This window comes from Siphonobacter sp. BAB-5385 (assembly GCF_002261125.1).
Lineage (GTDB): Bacteria > Bacteroidota > Bacteroidia > Cytophagales > Spirosomataceae > Siphonobacter.
The window spans coordinates 1-24,349 of the sequence record NZ_NMPS01000172.1 but is presented as its reverse complement, the minus strand read 5'-3'; the positions used below and the strand labels follow the sequence as shown (position 1 = coordinate 24,349).

Genomic DNA, 24,349 nt, shown 5'->3' with positions numbered 1-24,349 from the left:
GTTTGTGAAAAAAAGCAGCGTACGTACGAAGAAGAGCCGTACAGGTGATCCATAAACTAGGAGCGTAGAACTAGCCGTCAGGGAGTAGTTTCATAAAGAATAGAGGTTTGGCGAATTATATTGAAATGGTTAAATAATTACTTCCCATTGTACAAAACAAGGAGTTTTAGAAGAGAAGCAGGAGGTCCTTTTCGGTCAAAAGAGGGACTCATTTTCGGAAAAGGCTGCTAAATGTCAGTCAGAAAGGGGTTTCCGCTGAGATCGCGAGTAAAGCAGGCACTAGATAATTGATGAGAAGATGAGAAAAGTAATAGTCCAGCAGGTCAGTGACTCATTACTTTGAAACTATGAATGAAAAGCAAAATCGAAGTGTTTATAATTTAACGTATTTATATATACGTAAATTCATAAATGAAAGAGTGCTTTACTCTAGCGATTCATGGCAGGATCCGTTTGTACCATTGAAGCTACCCCTTAATGACTTACTTCCATAATAAGAGAAGGCTACTCCTGTTACGGATGTAGCCTTTCCCTGATTCATAGTTTTGGGGTGCACTAATTTTTAACTCAGATAATTTAATTAATAGCCTTTAGTTCCTGCGTTTAAATCCCACTGGTCCGTCCATCGAATGATTGGCTGATCCTTTTCGAAGGATACAGGCAACCACAGGTATCGACTGTCTTTCAAATCCTTGGGATTCCATCGATCCGCCATAAACAGAAAAGTGTCAGGTTTCCCCTGAATCGGCTGCACGTACGTGGACTGTCCACCGAATGTGGTCTTGGCGGAAGGTCCCTGCATGGGATCGCCCAGTAACTTCCAGGGGCCAAAGACGGAAGAAGCTTCGTGAACGGTCGCCTCATTCGGGTCCCATCCGGTACAGCCACTGGTAATCAGATAATACCGGTTATTTCGCTTGAAAAGAGCCGGAGCTTCCCGGTGTGAACTAAACAACAGGGAATCCTGCGTCGTAGCAGTGAGGTAATCATGGCTCAGTTTCACCACCCGCAAATCGTAATTGTCACGCGAAGAATACATCTGGTACGCCGAGCCATCCTCATCCACAAACAGCGTCATATCCCGGGACATGTTTCCGTTCGGCCGAAAGCTGGATACAAATCGGTACGGTCCCGCAGGCGTCGCACTCACGGCCACTCCCGCCCGGGCGGCGTCGTATCCTTTTCCCGCCAGTTCCAGGTGAAACCACATGACGTACTGCTTCGTTTGGGGGTTATAAATGACCTTGGGTCTTTCCATGAGGCAACCTACCGTGATGTCGCTGGCAGGTTCCTGGGACTGAGCCAGGGCTAGTCCTTCGTTTTTCCAGTGAATGAGGTCTTTTGATGCATAGACGTTCACTCCCTCCGACGCAACTTTCCCGCGTTTTTCACCGAACCAGTAATACGTATCGTTGACAAACAGCAGGCCTCCGCCGTGAGCATTGATGATTTCGCCGTGATTATCCAGCCAACGCTCGCCCGGCTTAATGACCGACGGACCCGTTTGTGCCTTTGCTACCGGAGCAGCCAGACCGAACAGCATGGCCAGTACAAGCAATCTCTTGTGTCGCATCATATTACAAATGTTTAGGGTACGAATAAAGGTGTACAGCTTTCGTTTTGAATCCCTGCTGATCCTGCACATAGTTGACCACAACGCCCACCGTTACCTGCGTGGTAGCGGTCAGTTTGAACGTAACCCTTGGCTTATCGAAAGTGGCCGATAAGACCGATGTGCTGCTGGCGATATTGGCATAGTCCGGCAAGGTGCTGGCGTTAGGTGCTACGACCACGTACGACACATCTTTCGTTCCCTGCCAGATCCAGGGCGAAGGATCGAACGCGTAGGTACCGGCGGGCAGGGTGATGGTCTGGTAAATCTTTCCATTCTTAATAGCTGGCGAGCCCCAACCGGACTCCATATTCATGGAAGGACCATCTCCATCCTTAGAGAAGCCGCCTATGCCGTTGTGACTCATGGCCCCACTGTTGGCTACCCAATCGGCCAGCGTACCCCAGCGTCCTCCCGCATCCATGGTTGACGCGACAAAGGGATTACCCGAGTTCTTAAGGTATTTGCTGGTGATTTCAATGGCTGGTCCAATCACCAGTGCATCGACGTCCACAATCACAATCGTTTTACTGGCCGTTGCACTTAGCCCGTAGGGCGAAGGATTCGCCAGACCGACCGCCAGAGCCAGCTTTTTACCCGCATACTCTGCCTTTTTTAACTCATTGATGTTCAGCGTCAGGTAAAAAGTCTTGGACACACTATCTGCCGCCACCCGGATGTTTTTCGGTAGGGTGTACATGGAAGCGGGCATGAGCATCGTGTTGGCATCCAGCGTCTTGTTGGCAATGAGTCGCTGAATGGTATCCGTATCGACCTGCAGGTCAACCGAATAGCTTGCAGGTTTCATGCCTGAGAGACTGACTCCGAGAATGACATTGAGTCGCTGCCGCTCAATCTCCAGGGTGTAGTTGAAGGTGGAGGAATCCGTTCCAACCGGAACCGTGTAATTGATATTGACACCACCGGATTGATTTACGGCCTGAGGCATGTAAATTTTTGAAATCCCATAGTCATACAGGTTCTCTTTTTCACAGGAGCAGAGCATGCTCATCAGAAAGAGAAGCACCCCGAGGCGAATGGAGGAGAGTAGTTTCATACGTTATTGAATGAATGGCTTCCGGCGTCTTACCAGCCCGGATTTTGATTCAAAACACCATTGGATTTATTGATCTCGACTTGCGGGATAGGATACAGATACATTTTGCTGGCATCGAATACCCGATTTTCAACGGTAATGGGCGTATAGATAAAGGTTCCGCCCGTTTTACTTACCGATACGCCTTTAACGGAACTATTGAGCACCGTAGCGGCCTGTTTCCAGCGAAGCAAGTCCCAGTAGCGGTGGTTTTCAAAGGCTAATTCCACCCGACGCTCCCGCCGAACAGCGGCACGAAAATCGACCGGGCTGGTTACGGTCACGTCAGGCATGCCCACACCGGAACGACTTCGCACCCGATTCAGAGCCTGGCGGGCGGTGAGCGTATAGCCATTGGCATTGTCCGGCCCGTAGGCCTCGTTCATGGCTTCCGCGTACATCAGCAATACATCGGCAAACCTGAATACCGGCCAGTTATGTACAACCGTCTGGTTTTGTACCAGATTCAATCCATCGGCCAGAAACTTTTTGAGGTAATAGCCCGTCCGGCTCGCGTTGGTTTTTCGCCGATCATCGGTTCCGCCAGCCGACTGATCGATGGTTCGACCATTCCAGCTGCTGTTGTTGGTGACGATACTAAGTCCCAGCCGGGGATCCCGGTTAGCGTACGGATTGAGGGAGTCGGGCTTGCCTTTGTATTCATAGGCCTCTACCAGATCCTGGGTGGGCGTAAGGCCACTGGCACCTCCGGCAGTGGCAATCGGATAGTTTCTGCGTTCCGGATCACTGCTTGCCGGATAACGAATCGCCCAAATCGTCTCGCCACTGGTTAGGGTGTTATTTCGCAGAAAGTAATCGCGGTAGTTATTATCCAAAGTGTACTGCCCCGCTCCGGCGGCAAAAACGAGCATCTCGTTGGCTGCTGCTGCCGCAGCTCTCCACCGGGCTACGTCACCCGACGGATTATTCAGCGGGCTGGCGGCGTAGAGTAACGTACGGGCTTTGAGTGCCAGAGCCATCCCTTTGCTGACCCGGCCATCGTTGTTAGTAAACGAAGACGTTTTCCAGTTTACCTGCAGGCTGTCTTTGTAGCGGTCCAGGTCACCGACGATGAATGAAACGACTTCATCATAACTGGCTCGGGGCAGGTTGATATTGTCCTGCAGACCCAGCGTACGCGTCACCAGCGGCACACCTCCGTAGCGTTTAATCAGCTCTGCGTAATACCAGGCTCTGAGCACGCGGGCTTCGGCCCGGTACCAGCCAATATTCAGCACGTCGTTTCGGTAATTGGTTTTGCCACTCACCGAAATGGTATCGCGGTTGATTGCCAGCTGGGCTCTGTAATTGGCGGAGTTTTCCAGAAAGAAATTAGCTGCCCGGATGCCCGAGTAATAGCCCGCGTAGTAATTATCCGGATTCGAGATCGCATTCCAGCTCCCGTTATTGAAGAACAGGACATTCGAGTTTCCTGGAGTAGTCTGCACGGTTTCATCGGAAACCGGTGAAAACAGATTGTTATCCAGCATGGTAAACTCGTTTCTCAAAAAAGTATACGGAGCATTGGCGTAGGAAAACAGCGTAGCGTAGTTAGACGAAAGCGTTTCCTCGGTCTGGTTCGTATCGATGCGGGTGTCGAGAAATTCTTTCTGACAACCCGTCAATAGCCCCAGTACTCCCATTGAAAGAAGGATAGATAAGATCTTCATGCGTTCCTTAAAAGCTTAATGTAAGGCCAGTATTGTACGTTTTCAGGCCCGGATAACCATTGATCGTTTCGGGGTCCATGTTATAGTGTTTGCTCAGCTGAGACCACGTAAAGGGGTTCGTCGCGTTTACGAACACGCGTACGTTTTCCAGGTGGATCTTCCGCAGCAGGGTATTTGGTAGCGTATAGCCGATCTCGATGTTACGAACCCGGAGGAAATCCCCGTTTTTCATCCAGAATGTTGAATTCTGGTAGTTGTTCGGATTGGCTCGCGTGGTGAGTCGGGGATACGTAGCGGTAGCTCTCGTGTCAATACCCTGATCCGGGTAATAAGCCCAGGCCTCTCCGGCGATGGGATATACGTTCGTATTGTTAACGAAAGCAATGGACTGAGCGGAAGCCGAAAGTAAATTGATCGTACGATGAGCCGCTCCCTGAAACAGAATGAAAAAGTCGAGGTTTTTATACGAAAGTCCGGCTTCAAACGCGTAGGTCCATTCCGGAAGAGCGGTAAACCCGATCGGTGCAGCATCGTTCTGATCGACCCGACCATTGCCGTCCCGATCCTGATAACGCAAATCGCCGGGTTGCACGTTGCCAAAGGCGGGCTGAGCAATGCCTGATTTTAACGTACCATCGGCATTGAAATCCGTTACATCGTAAAAACCATCGGCCTTTAATCCAAAGGGCGTTCCGATCTGCTGCCCCGTTCTCCGATTGAAGGCATTCACGGGAGGAACTTCTCCCATTTCCCTGATTCGGTTGCGGGCGTACAGGGCCATCGCCTTGACGTTGTATTTCACTTCGCCAGCCTGATCAGCGAAACCGAGTGAAAGTTCAATACCCCGATTGGAAACTTTGCCCAGGTTACGGTAGGGAGAACTGGCTCCGAACAACGCCGGTAAGGTATTGTCCTGCGTAACGATTCCGCTTCGGTTGTTGATAAATCCATCTACGGTAAAGGAAAGATTATTCCATACTTGCAGATCCACTCCCAGGTTATACCCCGTGTTGCGTTCGGCACCGATCATGGCATTGGCGGCATACGAAGGAACCAGCCCACCATTGCCGTTCAGGCCATTGTTGCCCGTATAGTAGGTTCCGCTACCCGTAAAGTATTGTTGATACAGGAAGCGACCCTGGTTGGAATCGTCGAAACCCGACTGTCCTGCCGAAGCCCGAACTTTGAGAAAGGAAATGTTCTTGTTTTCGGCCAGGAATGATTCCTTCGATACCACCCAGCCCAAGGCAATGGCTGGGTACAGAGCCCAGCGATTACCGGGAGCGTAGTTATCCGAACCACTGTATCCCGCCGCCAAAGCCAGCAGGTATTTGGAATCGTACGCGTACTGGAATTGAGCCCCTACGTTCTTGAAGTGATAGAAAATGTTATTGCCCGTATTGGGTCCACTTTGATTCAAATTCCAGTCTACGATATAGTCGCTCAGGAAATAATTGAGGGAGCCATTCAGGGCGTGTTTACCAAAGGACCGTTTGTAGCCAGCCGTCAGATTGATCTGCTGCCAGCTGTACTGATTGGTTGGCGACGAGCCAATCGACACAATATCCGTTGCTACGTCCGTTGTGGTTCGCTCACCGTTGAAAAAGCGGGCGTAGGTGGCGGTTCTTCCCAGCGTGTTCCGGGTCCAGGTATTGAAGGACACGGATTGGCTCAGGGAAAGTCCGGGCGTAATGAAATCCAGGTTTTCCTTCAGATTAAAGTTGGCCTGCAACGTACGGTCATGCGTGGCAATGCGGCCCAGAGCCAGCAGAGAAGCCACGGGGTTATTGGGATACAAAGCCGTACCCGACCAGTTCTGGCTGTTTCCGTCCATTACCCGGTAAATGTTGGAGGGATACGTAGCTATATTCTGCCATAAATCGGGCCCGTTGAAATTCGGGTACCGACGGCTCTCGATCCGCCCCCCCAGGTCTACCCTGGCTTCGAAAATCTTGAAGAATTTGAAATCAAGGTTGGTACGAAGGTTAAATCGCTGAATCTGGGCGTTTGACGTAGACGGCGAGCTGGGTATGTCGTACAGTCCCGTTTGTTTCATGTAATCCAGGATGATCGCATATTTCGACACCTGATCACCTCCCGTAAACGACAGGTTGGCGTTCTGGTAACGTCCGTACTTCCGGAGCGTTTCGCCGTACCAGTCTACCGAAGGGGCCGTTCCATTCTGGTACGCCTGCAATTCCGTATTGGAGTACCGGGGCGACCATACAAACTGATTGTTGTTCAGTGTATAGCCGTCGTTGCTAATGGCCTGGTTGTAAAGCCGGGCGAGTTGTAGGAATCGTAAGGTTTATTGATTCGCAGAGCCTGCTGCAGGCCAGCCACGTAATTCACCTGAATACGTGGTTTGCTAACCATTCCCCGCTTGGTCACCACCCACAATACTCCGTTTCCTCCTTTCATGCCGAAAGCCGCCAGTGAGACCGGATCTTTCAGGACGGTAATACTCTCAATTTCGGAGGGAGACAGGTACTGAAAATAAGATGATGTCGTCAGGAATCCATCCACGCAGATGGTCAGATCCGAATTGTCATACGTACCCAGTCCCCGAATGTTCAGGGCGGCAGCATCATAACCCGGCTCGCCGGAACGCTGTTGAACGACCAGGCCCTGCAACCGGCCGTAGAGAGCGTTGGTTACGTTGGGCACGGGCGTCTGGAAAAGAGCGGCCCCTGATAGCGACGAAGAAGTAATTACTGATTCCAGGCGTGAACTACTGAAAAACGGAGTGGGGTAATGATCAACTGGTGTGACTTTCAGACTGTCCGTCTGTTGAGCATTTATCTGGAAACAGGAACTCCCGAGCAGTAATGCCAACAGCCAGGCGGTCCGTTTATAGACGTATAGGGGATTTTTCATCGAAAGTAAATACGTTACGTTGGTTAGGCCTTAATACCCTGGGTTTTGAACAATGATGGCTTTGTTAACCTCGGTCTGGGGGAAGGGATTCAGAAACTGGCGGGGAGCCCAGAAACCCTGGTATTCGATCTTGCTCTGGTAATTGGTATTGCCCGTCAGCTTGGCACCGTTTCCATTATTGTAGGCAAAAGTCCGGATGGATCCACCAATGATGCCAGAGCCGATGTTTTCGAGTTTCCAGTGTTTGATATCCTGAAGGCGATAATTTTCCGAGAAAAATTCAGCCGCCCATTCGCGTTGGATGATTTTGCGTAAGGCCGTCTGACTGGTTACCGTAACGGCGGGCAGGCCGGCACGCTGGTGAACTTTATTGAGTCGTTCCAGGCTTTCGCCGTCTGACCGGATTCGTTATACGCTTCAGCCGCACTCAGATACAGGGAAGCAACCCGGAAAAGAGGAAACTCAAACCAGTTCCGGGAACCAGCCTTGTAGTAAAACTTGGTTGACCGGGCACAACCCGTCATTTCCCACTGAAACGTATTCTGGTTGCTCCACTGGTTATCACCCGGGTTGTTCCAGGCGTCCATCTGCCAGGGCTGAAAACAGGCCTTAAACCGGGCTTCCATGTCTTTCATCTTGCTCAGGTAGTCCGAGAAAGGTAATTGTTCGGTACCGGTAGGCCAGGTTTGGTCGTACCATCCTGCTTGTAATAGGTTTCCAGCTGCGTGGTCAACAGGACGTTCCCGTAAGCCTGCCAGTTGTGCAGGTTGTAGAACATGTTCATTTGCCAGCTGTTGTTCGACTTGTACGCCAGAATCACCTCGGCATTTCCGGGCGTAGAAGTAGCCGTGCCGTAATCATCCAGGGGATTACCCGTATTGATCAGGCGAAAGCCCCCGTTGTTTTCTGCTTCAGTCAATGCCGCCTCGGCCGCCTGAGCAGCGGTGGTCCAGCGGGCAGGGTCGGTATTTCCCAGACAAATCAAAGCATTGTTGCTACCAAAATCCAGGTAAGGCGTTCCGGTATTGAACAACGGTCTGGCGGCGTACATCAGGGCTTTGGTTTTAATCGATAGAGCCGCCGCTTTGGTCATACGACCCGAAAACGTGTCCGGCCATTTCGCGGGCAACACTGCCGCGGCCTGATCACACCAGGCTACTACGGAATCGAGTACGGCTTTCACCGAATTTCGGGGAACAGCCAGTTCTTCCGTAGCCTGGAAGCTTCTGGAAACCAGGGGTACACCCCCCCAGATGGTCAGCATTTGTCCGTAACGGTACGCCAGCAAAGCCTTCATTTCGGCTTTCACCACCGCTTTGTCGGTAGTAGACATATCCCGAACCCGGTCAATGTTTTCTCTCACCAGACAGGCCTGACGAATGGCCGTATAGTTGTAGTTGAAGCCGTCCATGTCCTGGCTGCTGCCATTGGCGTTCATCCCGGTGATGATGATGCCCTGCGAAATGGTCCAGGCGAAACCGTAGTTCAGGCCTCCCGTCAGGTTTTCGTGAATCATGGAATTCCAGGTTCCCTGATACGGTAAGCCCTGCGAAAGATTCTTCTGGTACGCTTCTGCAATAGCCGACTGTGCTTTGATGGTCGTGGAAAATACGGAATCGACCGTCGTAGCACTCGAAATAGGCAGCTGTAAGAATTCGTCCTGACAGGCACTGAAGAGCAAGCCAAACAGGGCTAATAGTATGATATTGAGTTTCATATGCTTCTGAAATGAACTTAGAACTGGATACTTGCCCCGATGTTGAACGTACGGGTCAGGGGATAGAGATAGCCCATGGAGTTTTTGCCCGTATCGGCCTGTTCGGGATCAATTCCATCAATCAGGTGGGAACCCCAAGTGAAGAGGTTGTTGCCGTTTACGTACAAGCGTACCCCCTGCAAATGCGTGGCTTTCAGGAAAGAATTATTCTGCTGGAACGTATACCCCATTTCCAGGTTTTTCAGGCGGGTGAAATCATTGGGTTTGAGCCAGAAATCACTTAACTGGTTGTTGTTCGCCTGTCCGCCACTGAACGAAATGGTAGGATACGAAATGGGTTGACCGGCAGCGTATTTCTCAGGCGTCCAGCGGCCGTCGTAGGCGTACTGCATTACGGCTCCTACGTTCTTGGCAAAGGGCGTGCTGAGGATATACCCTGACTGCGGGAACGATCCCTGTCTGGTACCGATGACCAGGGCATTGATATCGAATCCTTTGTAAGAGAAACCTACTGAAAAGTTATAGGCTACGCGTGGCAGGTTGGAATAGCCGATGGGAACCAGATCCTGATTGTTGAGGATGCCGTCTCCGTTGATATCCCGGAATTTAAGGTCGCCCAGTTTAGCCTGATTGCCACCGAAGGTATTGTAGGGGCGATTGCTGAGTTCTTCCTGTGTGTTGTAGAAACCATCCGTCCGCAGCCCTTTATACTGTCCGATGGAATACCCGGTTGAGTTCATCCAGGGATAGGCATAAGGAGCTTCTGCCTGATAGTCAATTCGGTTGCGGGCATACGAGAAGGTTCCCCGGACGAAGTATTGAATCGGACCTACTTTGTCATTCCATTCGCCAAAGATTTCATAGCCCCGGTTACTAACCCGTCCGACGTTGGCCGGAGGAACGTTCCAGTCGGGTACACCGTACGTACCGGGAATTGTTCCCAGCGACACCAGAATGTTGTTTCGCTTTTCCCAGAATACGGCTGTAGTTACCGACAGACGATCTTTCAGGAACCGGAATTCTCCGGCAAGGTTCGTTTTCCGGGCCCGTTCCCAGGTAATTTCCGGATTACCCAGAGCCGTTTCCTGAGCTCCGCTGAAATAAGGGTTGGCACTGGAGCCATCACTTCTGCCGAAGAAATAGCCCCGACCGTTGTAAGCCCACGTATTCGGCAGGTAGAGGTAGCGGCGGCCTCCCAATTGGTCGTTTCCTACTTCGCCGTACGAACCGCGGAATTTTACCCAGGTAACAACATCGTTTTTCGGGAAAAACGATTCATTGGACAGAATCCATCCGGGCGAAACGGAGGGGAAATAGCCGAATCGTCTACCCGGAGCAAACTGCTCACTACCGTTGTAACCCATGTTGAATTCGAACAGGTAACGTTCCTTGAAATCATACGTAACCCGTCCGACCAGACCCATCAGACCGGAAGGCGTATTATAGCCCTGTCCGTTGGCGGTAAATCGCTGGGCATTGCCGAGTAATAAACCCGTAACGGTATGATTGCCAAAACTGCGACTGTAATTAAGCGAAGCTTCCAGATACAGTTTATTCCAGGAACCGTTCCCTACGTTATCAGCCGTAGTCGTCGGACTGATCTGTCCACCAATGAAAACCAGATTGGCCGGGTCCATGGCGTTTCGCATGGCACTGAACTGCGGAATACTGACCGTCTTGGCAAAGCCTTTCGTATAGCTGTCATCATACGCAATCGACACCCGCGAACTCAGACCCGGCGTCAGGTAATCCATCGTATGCTTCAGCACGAGGTTACTCGTCAGGGTGGTGGTGTACATGGTACGCGTTCCGGCCGTCAGAAGTTGGGTCAATGGCGTGTAGCTCCCCCACCCCGGTTGCCAATGGGATTGGTGGGATCGCCCGGCAAACCGACGAAGCCGGTGACCAGATGTCCGTTTACGATACCAGGGCCGGAAAAGGGGCTGTTTTCCAGGATACTCTGAATGATGTTCTGATAGCGGTTGCCAAAGTCTCCGGAAGAGTTACCGGCTCCGGGTACCCGGGCGATGGACGTTTGACCCGCCAGGTTGAACGACACCTGAAAATTCTTGAAGACGTCTACATCAATATTAGACCGGAAGTTATACCGATTGAAGTTAGGGTTGGTATTAGCTCCCCCGTATTGGGTATTGTTCAGAATACCCGCCTGCTGAAAGTTTCCCAGCGACACGAAGTACTTTACCCGGTTGGTGCCCCCTGATACGTTCAGGTTATACTGCTGCTGCCGACCTACGCCACCGAATTGTTCCTTGTAATAGTTGTTGCTCGTGTAGTACAGAGCCGGGCTATTGAGCAAAGCCTGCTTCTGGGCAGCAGTCAGGTTCATGGCTTCTACCTCCGCCGGGGTGTAATCCCGGTTGTTCTGAAACTTCCAGAGTTCATCGTTCGAAAACAGAATCTGGTTGTAGCTATTGTCACCGGAAGTCTGGGCATTCCGAACGGCTTCGTTGCGAAGCAGGGCAAACTCATAGGAATTGAGCGTTTCGAATAAGGACGAAGCCTTCGTAAAGGCCTGATTCGTCGAAAAGCTGAATTGAGGACGATTGGCCCGACCGCGTTTGGTCGTAACGATGATTACGCCCGTTTGCCCCCCGAATCCCGAATACGGCCGTGGCAGAAGCGTCTTTCAGGATACTGATGTTGTCGATCTCGTTGGGATCCATGGCGTTCAGTACCGTATAGGGCTGTTCGGTCGGTTGTTGAATTCCGTCGATTACGATGAGCGGATCCGATCCGTTTAGCGTAGAGATCCCCCGAATCCGGATCGTCGTGGCGTTTTGTCCGGGCTCACCACTGTTCTGAATTCCACTGATACCCGCCGCCCGTCCAATCAGCATGTTGGTAATGTTGGCCACGGGGGTTTGCAAAAGAGCTTTGCTATCGACCACACTGATTTCACCCGTTACGGTCGGAAGCTTCTGCTGGCCGAAGCCAACGACGACGACTTCATTCAGTGCTTTGTTGTCCGACTCCAGTTGAACGGTAATACTGGTTCGCTTTCCGATAGCTATCGCCTGTGATTGAAAACCAACGTAGGAAATAACCAGTACCGGATCATTAACGTTATCTGATATACGTAAACTGAACCGACCGTTACCGTCGGTTGTAGTTCCCAGGTTGGGATACCCTTTCACGGAGACTGTTGCCCCAGCCAGTACATTGCCTTTTTCATCCTGCACGGTACCTGAGATAACGGTGACGACTTGTACAGGGGTAGCAGGATTTTCATGGGCATGTAACGGCAGGTGCATTGCCAAAACCGGTCGGTTTCCTGGCAATGCACCTGACAAAAGCGTTACTCCGGTAAAAAGTAGCCCTTTTAATAGTAAACGTTTTTGAACCATAAGTTTCACTGTTTCGGACCTGATTCTTAAGTGAACGGCCTAGGAGGAATATAAAAAATTAGAATAGTACAAAAGTAAAAGGGCGATTTCAGAGCGGAGGTGCCTTTTTTCGGCAAAATGAAGGCTCGATTTGGTCATGCCTTCCTATAGGGTTCTAGTACCCTTTCTTTTTTTAGGCTGAAGTATTTTAAAAACCTTCAATTACCCTTCTTATTATTTCATAATTCTATGATTAAATAGTATAATTGAATCTGAAAAAGTCCAAGATTGGCGAGTATTCTACCTCATTCAGCCGCTTATCTGATTGAAGCTTTTATCGGTTTTGCGGGACTATCCCGTTTCATCACCCCTTGTCTTAAACGTATCCTGATGCTTTCCATAAATCGATCCATTCGATCCATGTGGTTTTTTCTATACCTGTTCCTGGCCTTGCTTCTGCTTTTACCGCGAATCAGCCACGCACAGCGAGAACCCACGCAATTGAGATTTGATCATATCACGTTAATGATGGCCTGTCGCACAGCGATGCTCTTTGCATTGCCCAGGATCGCAGGGGTTTCATCTGGATTGGTACCCACAAGGGTGTGAATCGCTATGATGGCTACCGGCTAAAAACATACGACTTGCCCATCAATAACCGAAATGGTATGATCAGCAATCGGGTTCGGGCTCTGCACGTAGACGCTCAGGGTACGCTTTGGGTAGGTATTGATGGAGCCGGGCTGTTCTGGTACAACCCGAACCGGGATCGTTTCGAAAGCATTCTCGAACGGCCCGTAGCGGCCTCGTGCCAATCCCTGGTTCAGAAAATTGCTGACTCGGATATTTCCGTACTCACATCCGATGCTGTCGGAAAACTCTGGATCGGCACCAATCAGCATGGCTTGTTTATGCTTCAGTTTGATCAGCAGAACACCATCCATCGTGCGGCTCACTTCAAACTACAGCCTACCAACGCCTCCCAGCCCCTGATTAGTAAGCTTACGGCAGATCCGTATAGTCGGGTGTGGATTGGCACGCTGGGAAGCGGGCTATGGGTACTCGAGCCACAAAGCCGACAAGCTCAGTCGGTGCCTTTGATGGGTGAGGTGAATATCCGGGCCCTGCACGCCGATCAGCAGGGGAATTTATGGATTGGTACAGACAGTCAGATTTACTGGGGCAATTACCGGAATGGCACGCAACCAGCTTCCCTTTCCTTTCAATCGCTGGGACGGGGGTTTGCCGAGATTGAGTATCTCTTTCGCGACTCTTCCAAACGTCTGTGGATCAGCACAAAATCAGGATTACTCCTTTTGAACCTTCGTACGCCGGGTCCAGTCCTTCCCATCCGGAACGAAGACATTCAGAGTTTTCTTCCCTCCGATACGGATCCTTTCAGCATCAACTCCTTTCGGGTTCATGACATTATCGAGGACTCTTTCCATAATATCTGGATGGCTAGTTCGGCGGGTGGACTGAATATCCTGAAACCCTATACCAAACCTTTCGGACTCATTCGCAGACAGGTAGCGGGCCAAACCAATCCTGCTACTAATTATATCAATGCCATCTCCAAGGACGAATCCCGCAATCGGGTGTGGATTGGTACACGCAATGGCCTGGCGAGTTATGATTTAAAAACAAAAACGTACGTAAACTTTCTGGAGCATTCCTATTACGGCAGTGTCAACAGTACGGACGTATCCGCCCTGCATCAGACCGCCGACGGTACGTTGTGGATCGGCACTCGTTACGGGGGCTTGTTTACGCTCGATCCACAAACGAATAAAATCCAGTCCGTTCCCAGTTTACCGGGAGAACTCAACTGGTACAGTCTGAGTATCGAAAGCATTACGGAGGATCAGTATGGATTTATCTGGCTGGCTACGTTTACGGGCGGCCTGTACCGGCTGAACCGCACGAGCAAGCAAGGCGTTGTTTATTCCCATGTAAAGCGTACGCTGCCTACCAGCGATTTTACTTATCTGCACTACGATCCCCGGCGTTCCATCCTGTGGGCAAGTACCCACAATGCCGGGTTATTGAAAATTGCCGTCACGCCCCAGTCCATTCGCCTGGTGAAACAGTTTAAACACGAAGCCCATAATCCAAACAGCCTGAGCACAAACTATACCTGGCCTTTGCTACAGGATCATCAGGGTCAGCTCTGGATTGGTACTATTGGTGGTGGACTGCATCGCCTGTATACCGCTCCCAACGGAGCGGAACGCCTGGAACGCTGGATTTCATGGATTCCGGAAACCGACGTGGAAAGTCTGTTGCTGGATGAATCCGGTAATCTCTGGATTGGTGGCTCCGGTATTTATCAGCTGAATCCGCAAACCCGAAAGTTTCTGCATTATGACGTAACGGACGGTCTACAAAGCAACTCCTTTAAAATCGGGGCTGCGTACCGGGCTGCCGACCGTACCCTCTTTTTTGGCGGCACCAACGGAATTACGTATTTCCGACCGCAGTCCATTCAGGTTAACACCTCCCTGCCCAAAGTCCAGATTACAGAACTGCGTATTCATAATCAGCCTATTGCTGCGGGAGACACGGTCAATGGCCGGCTTTTACTTGCGGCTCCCCTTACCAATCATTCCTCGATTGAGCTGCATTCTAACGAAAATGATTTTTCCATCGAATTCGTCGGACTGCATTATGCCAACCCTCATAAGCAACAGTATGCCTATCAGCTGGTCGGGTATAATCCGGATTGGGTACGGGTGAATGCCCAACAGCGAACCGCCACTTTTTCAAACCTTCCCGCCGGGTCGTATACCTTTCAGGTTAAAGCCAGCAACGACGATGGCGTCTGGTCCGAGCAACCCCTGACCCTGCATCTGACCATTTTACCACCCTGGTGGAAAACCTGGTGGGCTTACGTACTTTACCTGACCGGTATCGGTGTGGCCTTTCTGTTGTATCACCGCAATGGTCTTGTTCAGCAACGGCTAAAAAGTGAATTAACCCTGGAGCATTACAAGGTTGAAAAAGAGAAAGAACTGACCAATAGCAAGTTACAGTTTTTCACGAACGTTTCTCATGAGCTGCGTACTCCCCTTACCCTGATTCTTGGCCCGGTCGAAGAGCTGGCCGCCATGAGTCATGAGCCGATTCATCAGGTCAAGGACAAGATTATGCTCATGCACCAGCAAACCCACAAGTTACTGGATCTGGTGAATGAACTTATGAATTTCAGAAAAGCAGAATCAGGCCCCATTCAACTGAAAATTACACCGACGAATATCGTACCGTTTTTAACGGAAATATTTTTGATTTTCAAACAGAAGGCGGAAGCTCTGCATCTGGAATATACCATTGATGTTCCCCAGCAGAATATTTCCCTGTACATCGACCGGGCCAAACTGGAATCCGTAGTGGTTAACTTACTTTCCAATGCGTTTAAGTATTCCTCGGCAGGTGGTTCCGTTCAGATAAGGGTTACCGTCGTCGGCTCCTCCGATTCTTCGGCCGTGTATGAACAGCAGCATCTGACGAATCATTACCTCCAGCTTGCCATACAGGACCACGGCGTGGGCATGGACACGGCTGAGATGAATCGAATTTTTGACCCGTACTATCAGGCCACGCATACTGAATCCATGCAGGTCATGGGAACGGGCATTGGCCTGTCGCTGGTTAAAACATACGTGGACGCCCACCAGGGTGAAGTGCTCGTGACTAGCCAACCGGGGGCTGGTACCACTTTCCTGTTGCGGTTACCGTTCGGCACTGCCCACCTCGATGCAAATACGCTCCACCGAATGACCGTAGGGGACGAGCCCATGCCCGTAGCAGCGACGCTCTCCGCCCCGACTGCCGATTCGGAAAAGGGCTTTCTGGAGGCTCCCCTCCCCCACTCGGCTCATTTGCTGATTATCGAAGACAATGACGAACTGCGGCAGTATCTGTACGATTCGTTTGCCAAAACCTATCAGGTCAGTACCGCAACGGATGGCGTAGAAGGCTGGGCGAAAACCCTGGAACTCCTGCCCGATCTGGTAATTAGCGACGTGATGATACCCCATAGTAGTGGTCTGGACTTGTGTCAGAAAATCAAAAAGCACCCCAAAACGCTGCATATACCCGTATTTCTGTTGACCGCCCGTGCAACGGCCATGCATCAGCTGGAAGGTCTGGAAACCGGAGCGGATGAATACATGACGAAACCCTTTAACCTGACCCTGCTACGTACCAAAGTAGCGGTTCTGTTACGGAATCGTTTTCTGCTGAAAGAGTACTATCATCGCCAGCTTTTACTCAAGCCAACGGATTTGGTCATTCCTAATGAACAGAAATGTCTGCTGGAAAAAGCGATTGCCATCGTTGAAGCTCACCTGACCGAAATGGATTTCACGATTCCGGTTCTGGTTCGTCAGATGGGAATGAGCCAGTCCTCGTTTTACCGTCAAATCAAGACGATTACTGGAAAAACTGCCGTTGAATTTGTCCGGGATATTCGTCTGAAAAAAGCAGCTCAGTTGTTGCAGGGTGACGATATGAGAGTCGGAGAAGTCATGACCGAGGTTGGATTCGAAAGCCCGAAATATTTCCGGAAAGCTTTTCATCAAACCTATGGCATGTCGCCGCTGGAATACGCCAAACTTCATCGCTCACAGGCCCCAAGTGAGGAATTTGAAGATGCATAACTGCCCTTAAACGTACTACCGAACGCGGTTTTGTCACAACAAACGCCTGGTGAGCAAACGGCACCGTGGTTTCTGGTCTTCTGCTCACCTTCTTACCGATACCAAAGTAAGTTTCGGCTAAAAAAGTGGAATGAAAGATACTGCATAAGTTCACCATTTGTGACTTATGCAGTATCTTTACGTTACTTATGAAAGTTCACTTGATAAGAAAGGAAACCATTCAGGCGTACACTCTAAAAAACGCCCGGAGCAAAAGTTCCTTCAGGCTCTGGCTCACTGCCATCAGGTTTGCGGACTGGCAGGCTCCGGAAGACATTCAGGATACGTTTGGTGCGGCTGATCTACTGGGAAACGGAAGCAATCGGGTTGTTTTTGACATCGGCGGCAATAACTACCGGATGATCTGTAAGTACGCTTTTGGAGAAAAGCAGGTTCATCTCTTTGTATGCTGGATAGGTACGCACGCAGCGTACGATAAGCTTTGTAAGCATAATGAACAGTATACCGTAAATCTTTACTAGAATGGAAGCGTTGAAATATAAAGTAATTAAAACAGAACAGCAGTATCAGGCGTATTGCCAGGCGTTGGAAGTATTGGTGACTAGTCCCGATCAGGGCCCTGCCACGCAGGATGAAATGGAGCTGCTCACGTATCTGATCGAGAAATGGGATGACGAACATACTTCCTTTTCGGATGCCGACCCGATCGAACTACTTACCTCGCTCATGAGTGAAAAATCGCTGAAGGCAAAAGACCTCACGGAGATTTTAGGTGTGAGTAAAGGGCTGGTTTCCGACATTTTAAACTATAAAAAAGGGTTGTCCAAAGAGATCATCCGTAGTCTTTCCCAGTATTTTAAAGTCTCGCAGGAAGCATTCAATCGGCCCTATAAACTAAAGGTTCCGGAAAACAATCACCTGAAAAATGCCAGTGTGATGAATACACCAAAGGAGTTGCAGGTAGCTTAGGTCTTTTAAAAGCTTTTGAGCATTAAGAATGAGGCAGCCAAGAATTCAATGTATTTACTTGCTGGTAATGTCTTACAATGTATCGGCCAGGAATAACGCATGCTCTAAAATCAAATCTCGATTTGACAAGCTCTCATTGCTGATAACATGGTTTGGCATGATACCAACGCCTTCCACCGGCTGTTTATTCGGTAAGCTTTCCAGCTTGCTGGAGATTCCACACAACCAGCCATTACTTAACTCCCGAAACGTAGGTCCCGCTACGCCATCTCCCGTGGGCTGTCCGATCTGAATGACATTCGGAAGGGCCCGCATCATCATGACAAAACTATTACCCGCACTGAACACGTATCGATTCGTTAATAAATAAACGGGCCTGGTAAACTGCCACTTCCCCCGACTGGCTAGATAAAGTGCTTCGTGCGGCGTAAAATCAGTGTAGCCGGGGCCATTTCGCCATTGAACGTAGCCAAACAAAACGGAATTCGTGGTAAAACGACCGGCTACCGCTAAACCGTTGGCATCATTGCCGCCGTTGTTATCACGAATGTCAATAATGATTGCCTTGTCATTTTTCATGGACTCTAATACCTGATCGATCTGAGCAAAGCCGGGATCATTGGCAAAGGTGCCCAGGTGAATATAGCCAACTTCAGGCGTAAGAGCCGCATAATGGATTTGATAACTTAGGGCCTGTAAGGAGGGAGCATATGTTTGCCGAATAACCTCAAGACCTGGGAAATCAACGTTTGGGGTCGCCGTAAAACTTTGTACAAACCCGACCTTTTTTGAGCCGACTAACACATGATTATCGTGCAGAGGCTGTATGGTTTTTTCGATGATGGCCAGTAACTGGCGATCACTCATTTGATCCGACACCTGGGGTCGGTAAAGGGTGTATAATGAATCCCAATTGACGTGTCTGGCCTGAAAGCCGCTGTAGTTTTGAGCGAACATCTGCCAGAACTCATCATAGATCGCCGTTGGTGATTCCAGCTTGGTATCTTTTCCCAAATAAAGTTCTCCGCAACCTGTTAGTGTTACAGGTATCACGAACAGGATAAACCTTATTAATCCTTGGATTTGCATGATTTTGTTAAAATTGATACGCCAGGGAAGTAAGAAATTGATTGGTTAGCATGCCGGTATAGCGAGGCGTTTTCGCCCGTCCGTACTGCCATTGGTAGTCAAGTCGTAGGCGGAAATGAGGAGAGAGGTATCCATCGTAGGCAATTCGGGCATTCAGTTGTCCGAAGAGTGGCCAGGTTTCAATAGCACCCGAGCTGACCCATTCGCTAAAGCTATTCACATTTGTATAGGCGTAAGCATAGTTTGGGCGGATATTGTACCCCAATGCATGCATCCAAACCTGGCCCTCCAGTCGCCCCTGACCTGCGTTACGGCTAACCAAAGCGGAGATACTGAGCGAATTGAGCAAAGCCGGACCAGAGCTATTTCGATAGTGGGTATTGCCTACCCGGGCTGCAAACGAGGGAAGGCTAGCCTGTAGGTTGACCACTGGTCCCACCCATATGAACCATTGTTTGAGTTCACCTACACACCGATGATACGCATACTGCAAATGTCCGGTAGACAACTCCGTTGTACTTTCTTCGTACCGGGAGGTCAATCCCCCGGCATAGGTGGCCGTTTGTAGCTGGACAAAATGCCGATTGTGGTGTCCCTGGCTCAGAAAATAAAGTTGTAGCGGAAAGGCTTTCCCTCGTTGAACGAGTTGAGACATCCCTTCATAGCGAGCCGCACCCAGCGAAAGTCCCGTTCCTAGCCCTAGCTGCCGTACCGATGAAGCGGGTGTCTGAGCCAGACAAACATTTGTCACCAATAGGCTTACGAGTAAACTTCTGATCATAGTTATTTTTCTAAATCAACCCCTCGTATTAGCGAGTAAAGCTCTGGCAAGATAGTAGATAATCACTGGATCAAACTGGCCGTGGATTAGTAGTTAACAATTAATTAAACAAGTCGGAAAGGGAAAAGACATGTTTAGTTGCGAAGGCTTGGAATAATTGAAAGCAAGCAGACATCGCAGGGACCCAGTTAGTAAACGGGGGACTACAACAAACCTGCCGTTCGTATCCTTCAGACCGCAGAGCTACTCAGGCAAATCCTTGACTTGCCTGAACAACTAGCGTTAATCCAGGCTTCGCCGCATACGGTTAAAGCCCCGACTGGCGAAAGTGTAAGAAAGATGATCTGTTTTTTAGAAGAACTTACGAGACGTCACGAAGTCGGGATTGTGGCGGTATCACGCACACCGTGGCCATTGAATGCTGCCTGGGAGGACCTCTGAACCACTCCCCCGCTTTTACGTATCAGCGACCTATCCTATAACGCTAATGTATAGCTTCTCCCCTACCCTAGGGAACCTCATTAGCGTGTAAAGCTGTATACGTGCCTGGAATCTACAATACGCGTAAATCTTTTATGTGGACATTTCTCTTACTTCTTCTTCGAATCCCGCTGAATTTTTTCTTCCAGTGCCTGGATAATATAGGCGTGACGGGAAGGCCGCTGTCGCTTGGGGATTTTCGCTAACACCTCCTCGATCTCCGTCAGCTGACTTTGATATAGCCGAAGTAACACTGTTTTAATAGCATCTTCATCCGGCTGATCGATAACCTCAGGTTTTACTTTCGTAGATGAGCCGCCTTTATTAATTAAGGCTTCAATTTTCTTCTCATCCATTGCAGATTCTACATTAGACTTCGCTACAGACGGTTTTTTTGCAATGGCCATATTTTTAAACAGTTGTGATGATTTAATATATCATTTTATATATCAATTATGATATGTAGTCTAGTATGGTATATATATCAAAAAGATATATAGATTAGATTTTACGATGCTTGCTGATTCAATACGTTTAGCATGGCTTCGTACAGGGCGAGAAACTCGGCCGATGCTTTTTCATCTGCGGGCTTTAATTCCAGAATTCCAAGTCCGTAAGAGATGGCATTTGCAAAAGCTTTGCGATTAATCAGGGGAGCATCCAGATAGGTCAATACCTGCGATTCTCTTAGCATTTCTCCCACTTCCCGGTTGTCGACTCCTTTGGGATCAGCCCGGTTTACGAAAGACATAGCCTTCAGTTTGGGATTCACAATCTGCATCTCTGAAATGAGCTGCTCAACTTTTTCAAGTGTCCAGATGTCCAGAGAACGGGGATAAAACGGTACCATATATACATCCGTAATCGATAGTGCAGCCCGCTGACTTGCCGTATCACGTCCCCCCGTATCAATGACCACGTCGTCAAATTTGCTAGCCAATTTGAGCACTTCGGATCGCACTTCTTTATCCGACTGACGAATGGCAGTGTAGCCTTTGTTACCCTCCAGTGCCATTTCCCGTTGTACAGAAAATTCGTGAGCAGACTCCTGATCATCGGCATCAACGAACAACACATCTCTTCCCTGATTACTGAGATATACAGCCAAGTTGGTTGCTAAAGTCGTCTTTCCACTCCCTCCCTTAATACCGCCTGTAGTGAAAATCATAGTGTGATGGGGTTTTCTTTGAAAGGCGAAGATACGACTAGTTTTGATATACTTGTAATATACAATTTATATAAAAATAGAATCAGATAGTATATAGTAAATAATATAATATTGATATCTTTTATATATCATTGTAAGAGACATTTATCTAGTAATGAACAAGTTAATATTAAATGAATGGATCGACTCTTTCATAAGTCGATCTAGTATCTATATTTATCCGTATAGCCATATAATTACAAAATTGCATTGTGAATGGTAGAACCAGAAGGCACAAGAGCTAGTATTGGCCGATGGGAAGAAAGCTTACTGAATCTTAAGCAAATTCAAAGCTGATTTGATTGAAAAAAGTAGGTTGTAAGGTAACGTATTATTAAACCTTATGAGTATATCATAAATAGTCTTCCGATAATTAACTCATTATATGGTAATAGATATACTAAATATATGCATATGATATCATAAAACATATCTTTTAATATAAGGTATATATATCTTTTACGATTACAAAACCCTGTGTGTAAGTTTATTACATTGCATTAAAAATAAGTTATAGTTTGTGAAATAGTGATTACATTTCTACTACTAAATATCAGCTTTTAGCCATTTGGAATATTTAGAGTATGTTCAAAAATTACGGAACTGTACGCAGGCGTTTAGGTAGACAGTCGAGTAGGGTGTTCAATTCTGGTAACCTTTCGCTACATTTTGGTCAGCGAGATGATGGGCTACGCTTGTTCTGTCCACTTCGTATGAAAGCTTCGTAGAACTTTCTAAGAAGATTCGGTAATGAGTACCTGCTTCTGGAAGAAAAATGGTTCCGCTTTGTTTAAGCCAGTGTTGATCGGTGTCTGGTTATAGCCTCCTGACACGTTAAAAAAAACAGCCGACATCAATCAAAGGTATTTCTTCCCTGAACTCAAGTAGCAATTGGCTCAACTAATTACGACAGGCGAAGCGTTCGCAATAGGATGACAAAAATAAATGACCTCTTTGCTGTTTGAAAAGACTAACTTACTACGGATATAATCTATGTGAAACAGTATAATAAGTATATCAATTATGTAATAATGATTTATATATAAATTCATATAGTTTATGTATAACAATTTATATCAAATTTAAGTATTAATTATCTGATAATCAGTACATTAAATGAGAATAATAAAAATATATATTAATATAACTATTAAAAAATGTCTTTCAATTGCATCAAATTGCATAAGCTATGCTTTTGGCATAGCGGATATTTATAAATCACTGTATATCAGGTATTTACAAATATGATATCTAAGTGATTAGGAGTCTAATTGCATCAAATTGCATAACGTATACACTTTACTATTTATAAAATCGGGGTTAGTTAAGAGAACATTCCTGTCAATTATACACTGATTTTCAGAAGTTTAAAACTTGGACAAGCTTTCTAGACATGACTAATTGCATCAAATTGCATAAGGTGTCCAAGGCACGGAATATCCTTCCAGAAAAATATTGCATCAAATTGCATGATCTATACGTTAAGGGTTATATTAATGGATAAATGACTGATAATCAGAACTAAAATTAATTTGATGGATTCACTATTGCATCAAATTGCATAAAGTAAAAGCGAATAATATATTGATTTTCAGTGATTTAATATTTCGCAGTGTGGATTGAGTCGCAGGATGAAGCTAAAAATGTGTTTGACTAACCGCTATAAACTAATTTTTTAGTTCATGTTCTCCTTTTCATTTTATTGATTTAAAACTTTTTTCGCCCTCAGAAAATCAGCGTGCGGCGAAGCCGACGCAAGCCAAAAAAGCGGGCTGGAGATTAATTGATAAAATGTTGTATTAATTAATTGATTAATTGCTGGAGTGTGGATAAGTAAGATAAACTTATGATTATCAGATATTTAAAAATTGCTATTGCATCAAATTGCATAGGGTATTGCATCAAATTGCATAAGGTATTGCATCAAATTGCATAAACCGCTCAATAAATAAATCAGGTAAAAGAATCATGATGCAATTAGGTGATGTATATTTACCTGTGATCCTATACAGGCTTGACATATGAAAGAAAAGAGTTTGGTTCGAATCAGTAACACAATGAATTTCACGCGGCAGGAATTTCTGGCTGTCGAAAAACATATTGTTTTACTTACTTTGCTAAGTCTAAAAGGAAAGCAGGGGATGAAGGCCGACTTTGGTGGTAAGAACGAAGCTCTGGAGATTACTTTCAACGCATCGGAATTGAAAGAAACCAACCGGGAACGGATCAAGGAATCGCTGGAGCGATTGACAACTCGCAAAATACACTTTGATTACTCCAAACCTGGTCACGATTACTTTGGGTTTATTGTTCCCATCATATCAGCCAAATACGAAGGCAAGAAGGGCGTCAATTCAGAGATTACGGTGTTGATTAACCCCGACGCCAAAAAATTGTTTCTGGAGCTTTCTAACGGGTATTCTACGCTGGATTTGCAGGCCATTCTAAGCTTGAAAAGCAATTACTCCATTCGGTTGTACGAATTGCTGAGTATGAAAGCCCGCAATGAGCCCTGGACCATAGAAGTAGATGCTCTTAAAAATCTCCTTGATATTGAGTTGGGAGCATACAAGAATTTTAATCTTTTTGAAACTCGTATTCTCAAATACACTCAGAACGAACTAGCCGAACATTGTGGCGTTTTCTTTGATTGGGAGGTAGCGGCCAAGGATCGGAAGAAAATTACGGCCCTAACATTCACAATCCGGGATCGTGAAAAATTGAACCGTGAGTTTTTGACTGAAGAAACGAGTAAAACGATTGATTACGTGACCTCGCTAGGGGATGTTCAGGTGGCGAATAAAGTGCGATCGGCCTGTCAGAAATATACACTTACAGAAAAGCAAATT

General features: G+C 47.8%; 17 protein-coding genes and 2 pseudogenes. 5 read left to right on the top strand and 14 right to left on the bottom strand.

Annotated elements, in window-relative coordinates; translation table 11 throughout:
* Positions 1-580: 580 nt before the first annotated feature.
* From BWI93_RS16785 to BWI93_RS16735, 10 genes and pseudogenes are all read right to left on the bottom strand, one after another.
* Positions 581-1,573, bottom strand: coding sequence for a glycoside hydrolase family 43 protein (locus tag BWI93_RS16785; protein WP_255157923.1), 993 nt, complete (start codon positions 1,571-1,573; stop codon positions 581-583).
* A gap of 4 nt (positions 1,574-1,577) precedes the next feature.
* Entirely contained in the window at positions 1,578-2,669 is a 1,092-nt protein-coding gene (locus BWI93_RS16780) for a DUF5013 domain-containing protein (protein WP_094813333.1), read from the bottom strand.
* A 29-nt stretch (positions 2,670-2,698) separates the two neighbouring features.
* Positions 2,699-4,378, bottom strand: a complete 1,680-nt coding sequence (locus tag BWI93_RS16775; RefSeq protein ID WP_094813331.1) for a RagB/SusD family nutrient uptake outer membrane protein — start codon at positions 4,376-4,378, stop codon at positions 2,699-2,701.
* Positions 4,379-4,385: 7 nt separating this feature from the next.
* Positions 4,386-6,623: a SusC/RagA family TonB-linked outer membrane protein gene (locus BWI93_RS16770; RefSeq protein WP_255157926.1), complete on the bottom strand. Its 2,238-nt coding sequence runs from the start codon at positions 6,621-6,623 to the stop codon at positions 4,386-4,388.
* Positions 6,620-7,255 carry a TonB-dependent receptor plug domain-containing protein gene (locus BWI93_RS16765; protein ID WP_094813327.1) on the bottom strand — a complete coding sequence of 212 codons (636 nt, stop codon included), beginning with the start codon at positions 7,253-7,255 and terminating at the stop codon, positions 6,620-6,622. The genes BWI93_RS16770 and BWI93_RS16765 overlap by 4 nt, the downstream gene beginning before the upstream one ends.
* A 30-nt stretch (positions 7,256-7,285) precedes the next feature.
* Positions 7,286-7,779, bottom strand: a pseudogene (locus tag BWI93_RS29660) (RagB/SusD family nutrient uptake outer membrane protein).
* Between the two features lie 116 nt (positions 7,780-7,895).
* Entirely contained in the window at positions 7,896-8,972 is a 1,077-nt protein-coding gene (locus BWI93_RS16750) for a RagB/SusD family nutrient uptake outer membrane protein (protein WP_094813323.1), read from the bottom strand.
* A gap of 17 nt (positions 8,973-8,989) precedes the next feature.
* Positions 8,990-10,804 (bottom strand): SusC/RagA family TonB-linked outer membrane protein, encoded by a 1,815-nt coding sequence (locus BWI93_RS16745; protein WP_094813321.1) that lies wholly within the window; start codon positions 10,802-10,804, stop codon positions 8,990-8,992.
* Complete coding sequence (locus BWI93_RS16740; RefSeq protein WP_094813319.1) at positions 10,801-11,319, bottom strand: hypothetical protein; 519 nt, start codon at positions 11,317-11,319, stop codon at positions 10,801-10,803. Before BWI93_RS16740 ends, BWI93_RS16745 begins: the two co-directional genes overlap by 4 nt.
* Before the next feature lie 139 nt (positions 11,320-11,458).
* A complete protein-coding gene (locus BWI93_RS16735; protein ID WP_176454245.1) occupies positions 11,459-12,244 on the bottom strand; it encodes a carboxypeptidase-like regulatory domain-containing protein in 786 nt (261 codons plus the stop codon).
* A gap of 605 nt (positions 12,245-12,849) precedes the next feature.
* On the opposite strand from BWI93_RS16735, the pseudogene BWI93_RS29655 reads away from it, so the two are divergent.
* The 4 genes and pseudogenes from BWI93_RS29655 to BWI93_RS16720 all read left to right on the top strand — a co-directional run.
* Positions 12,850-12,909: pseudogene (locus tag BWI93_RS29655) on the top strand (two-component regulator propeller domain-containing protein); the annotation flags it as partial.
* 12 nt (positions 12,910-12,921) lie between these two features.
* Positions 12,922-16,974, top strand: a complete 4,053-nt coding sequence (locus BWI93_RS16730; RefSeq protein WP_141217492.1) for a hybrid sensor histidine kinase/response regulator transcription factor — start codon at positions 12,922-12,924, stop codon at positions 16,972-16,974.
* Positions 16,975-17,162: 188 nt separating this feature from the next.
* The gene (locus BWI93_RS16725; RefSeq protein WP_094813313.1) at positions 17,163-17,495 is read left to right on the top strand and encodes a type II toxin-antitoxin system HigB family toxin; all 333 of its coding nucleotides are present in this window, start codon (positions 17,163-17,165) and stop codon (positions 17,493-17,495) included.
* 1 nt (position 17,496) lies between these two features.
* On the top strand, positions 17,497-17,943 hold the full coding sequence (locus BWI93_RS16720) for a type II toxin-antitoxin system HigA family antitoxin (protein WP_094813311.1): 447 nt from the start codon (positions 17,497-17,499) through the stop codon (positions 17,941-17,943).
* 72 nt (positions 17,944-18,015) lie between these two features.
* Here the strand turns inward: BWI93_RS16720 and BWI93_RS16715 are convergent, their stop codons facing one another.
* From BWI93_RS16715 to BWI93_RS16700, 4 genes are all read right to left on the bottom strand, one after another.
* The gene (locus BWI93_RS16715) at positions 18,016-18,957 is read right to left on the bottom strand and encodes a S41 family peptidase (protein ID WP_176454244.1); all 942 of its coding nucleotides are present in this window, start codon (positions 18,955-18,957) and stop codon (positions 18,016-18,018) included.
* Between the two features lie 82 nt (positions 18,958-19,039).
* Positions 19,040-19,813 carry a hypothetical protein gene (locus BWI93_RS16710; RefSeq protein ID WP_141217491.1) on the bottom strand — a complete coding sequence of 258 codons (774 nt, stop codon included), beginning with the start codon at positions 19,811-19,813 and terminating at the stop codon, positions 19,040-19,042.
* Between the two features lie 590 nt (positions 19,814-20,403).
* Positions 20,404-20,700, bottom strand: a complete 297-nt coding sequence (locus BWI93_RS16705; RefSeq protein WP_094813305.1) for a hypothetical protein — start codon at positions 20,698-20,700, stop codon at positions 20,404-20,406.
* Between the two features lie 101 nt (positions 20,701-20,801).
* Entirely contained in the window at positions 20,802-21,461 is a 660-nt protein-coding gene (locus BWI93_RS16700; RefSeq protein ID WP_094813303.1) for an AAA family ATPase, read from the bottom strand.
* 2,060 nt (positions 21,462-23,521) lie between these two features.
* Between BWI93_RS16700 and BWI93_RS16695 the strand changes: the two genes are divergently transcribed.
* Positions 23,522-24,349 (top strand): replication initiation protein (locus BWI93_RS16695; RefSeq protein WP_141217490.1); only part of this gene is annotated, 828 nt, incomplete at its 3' end.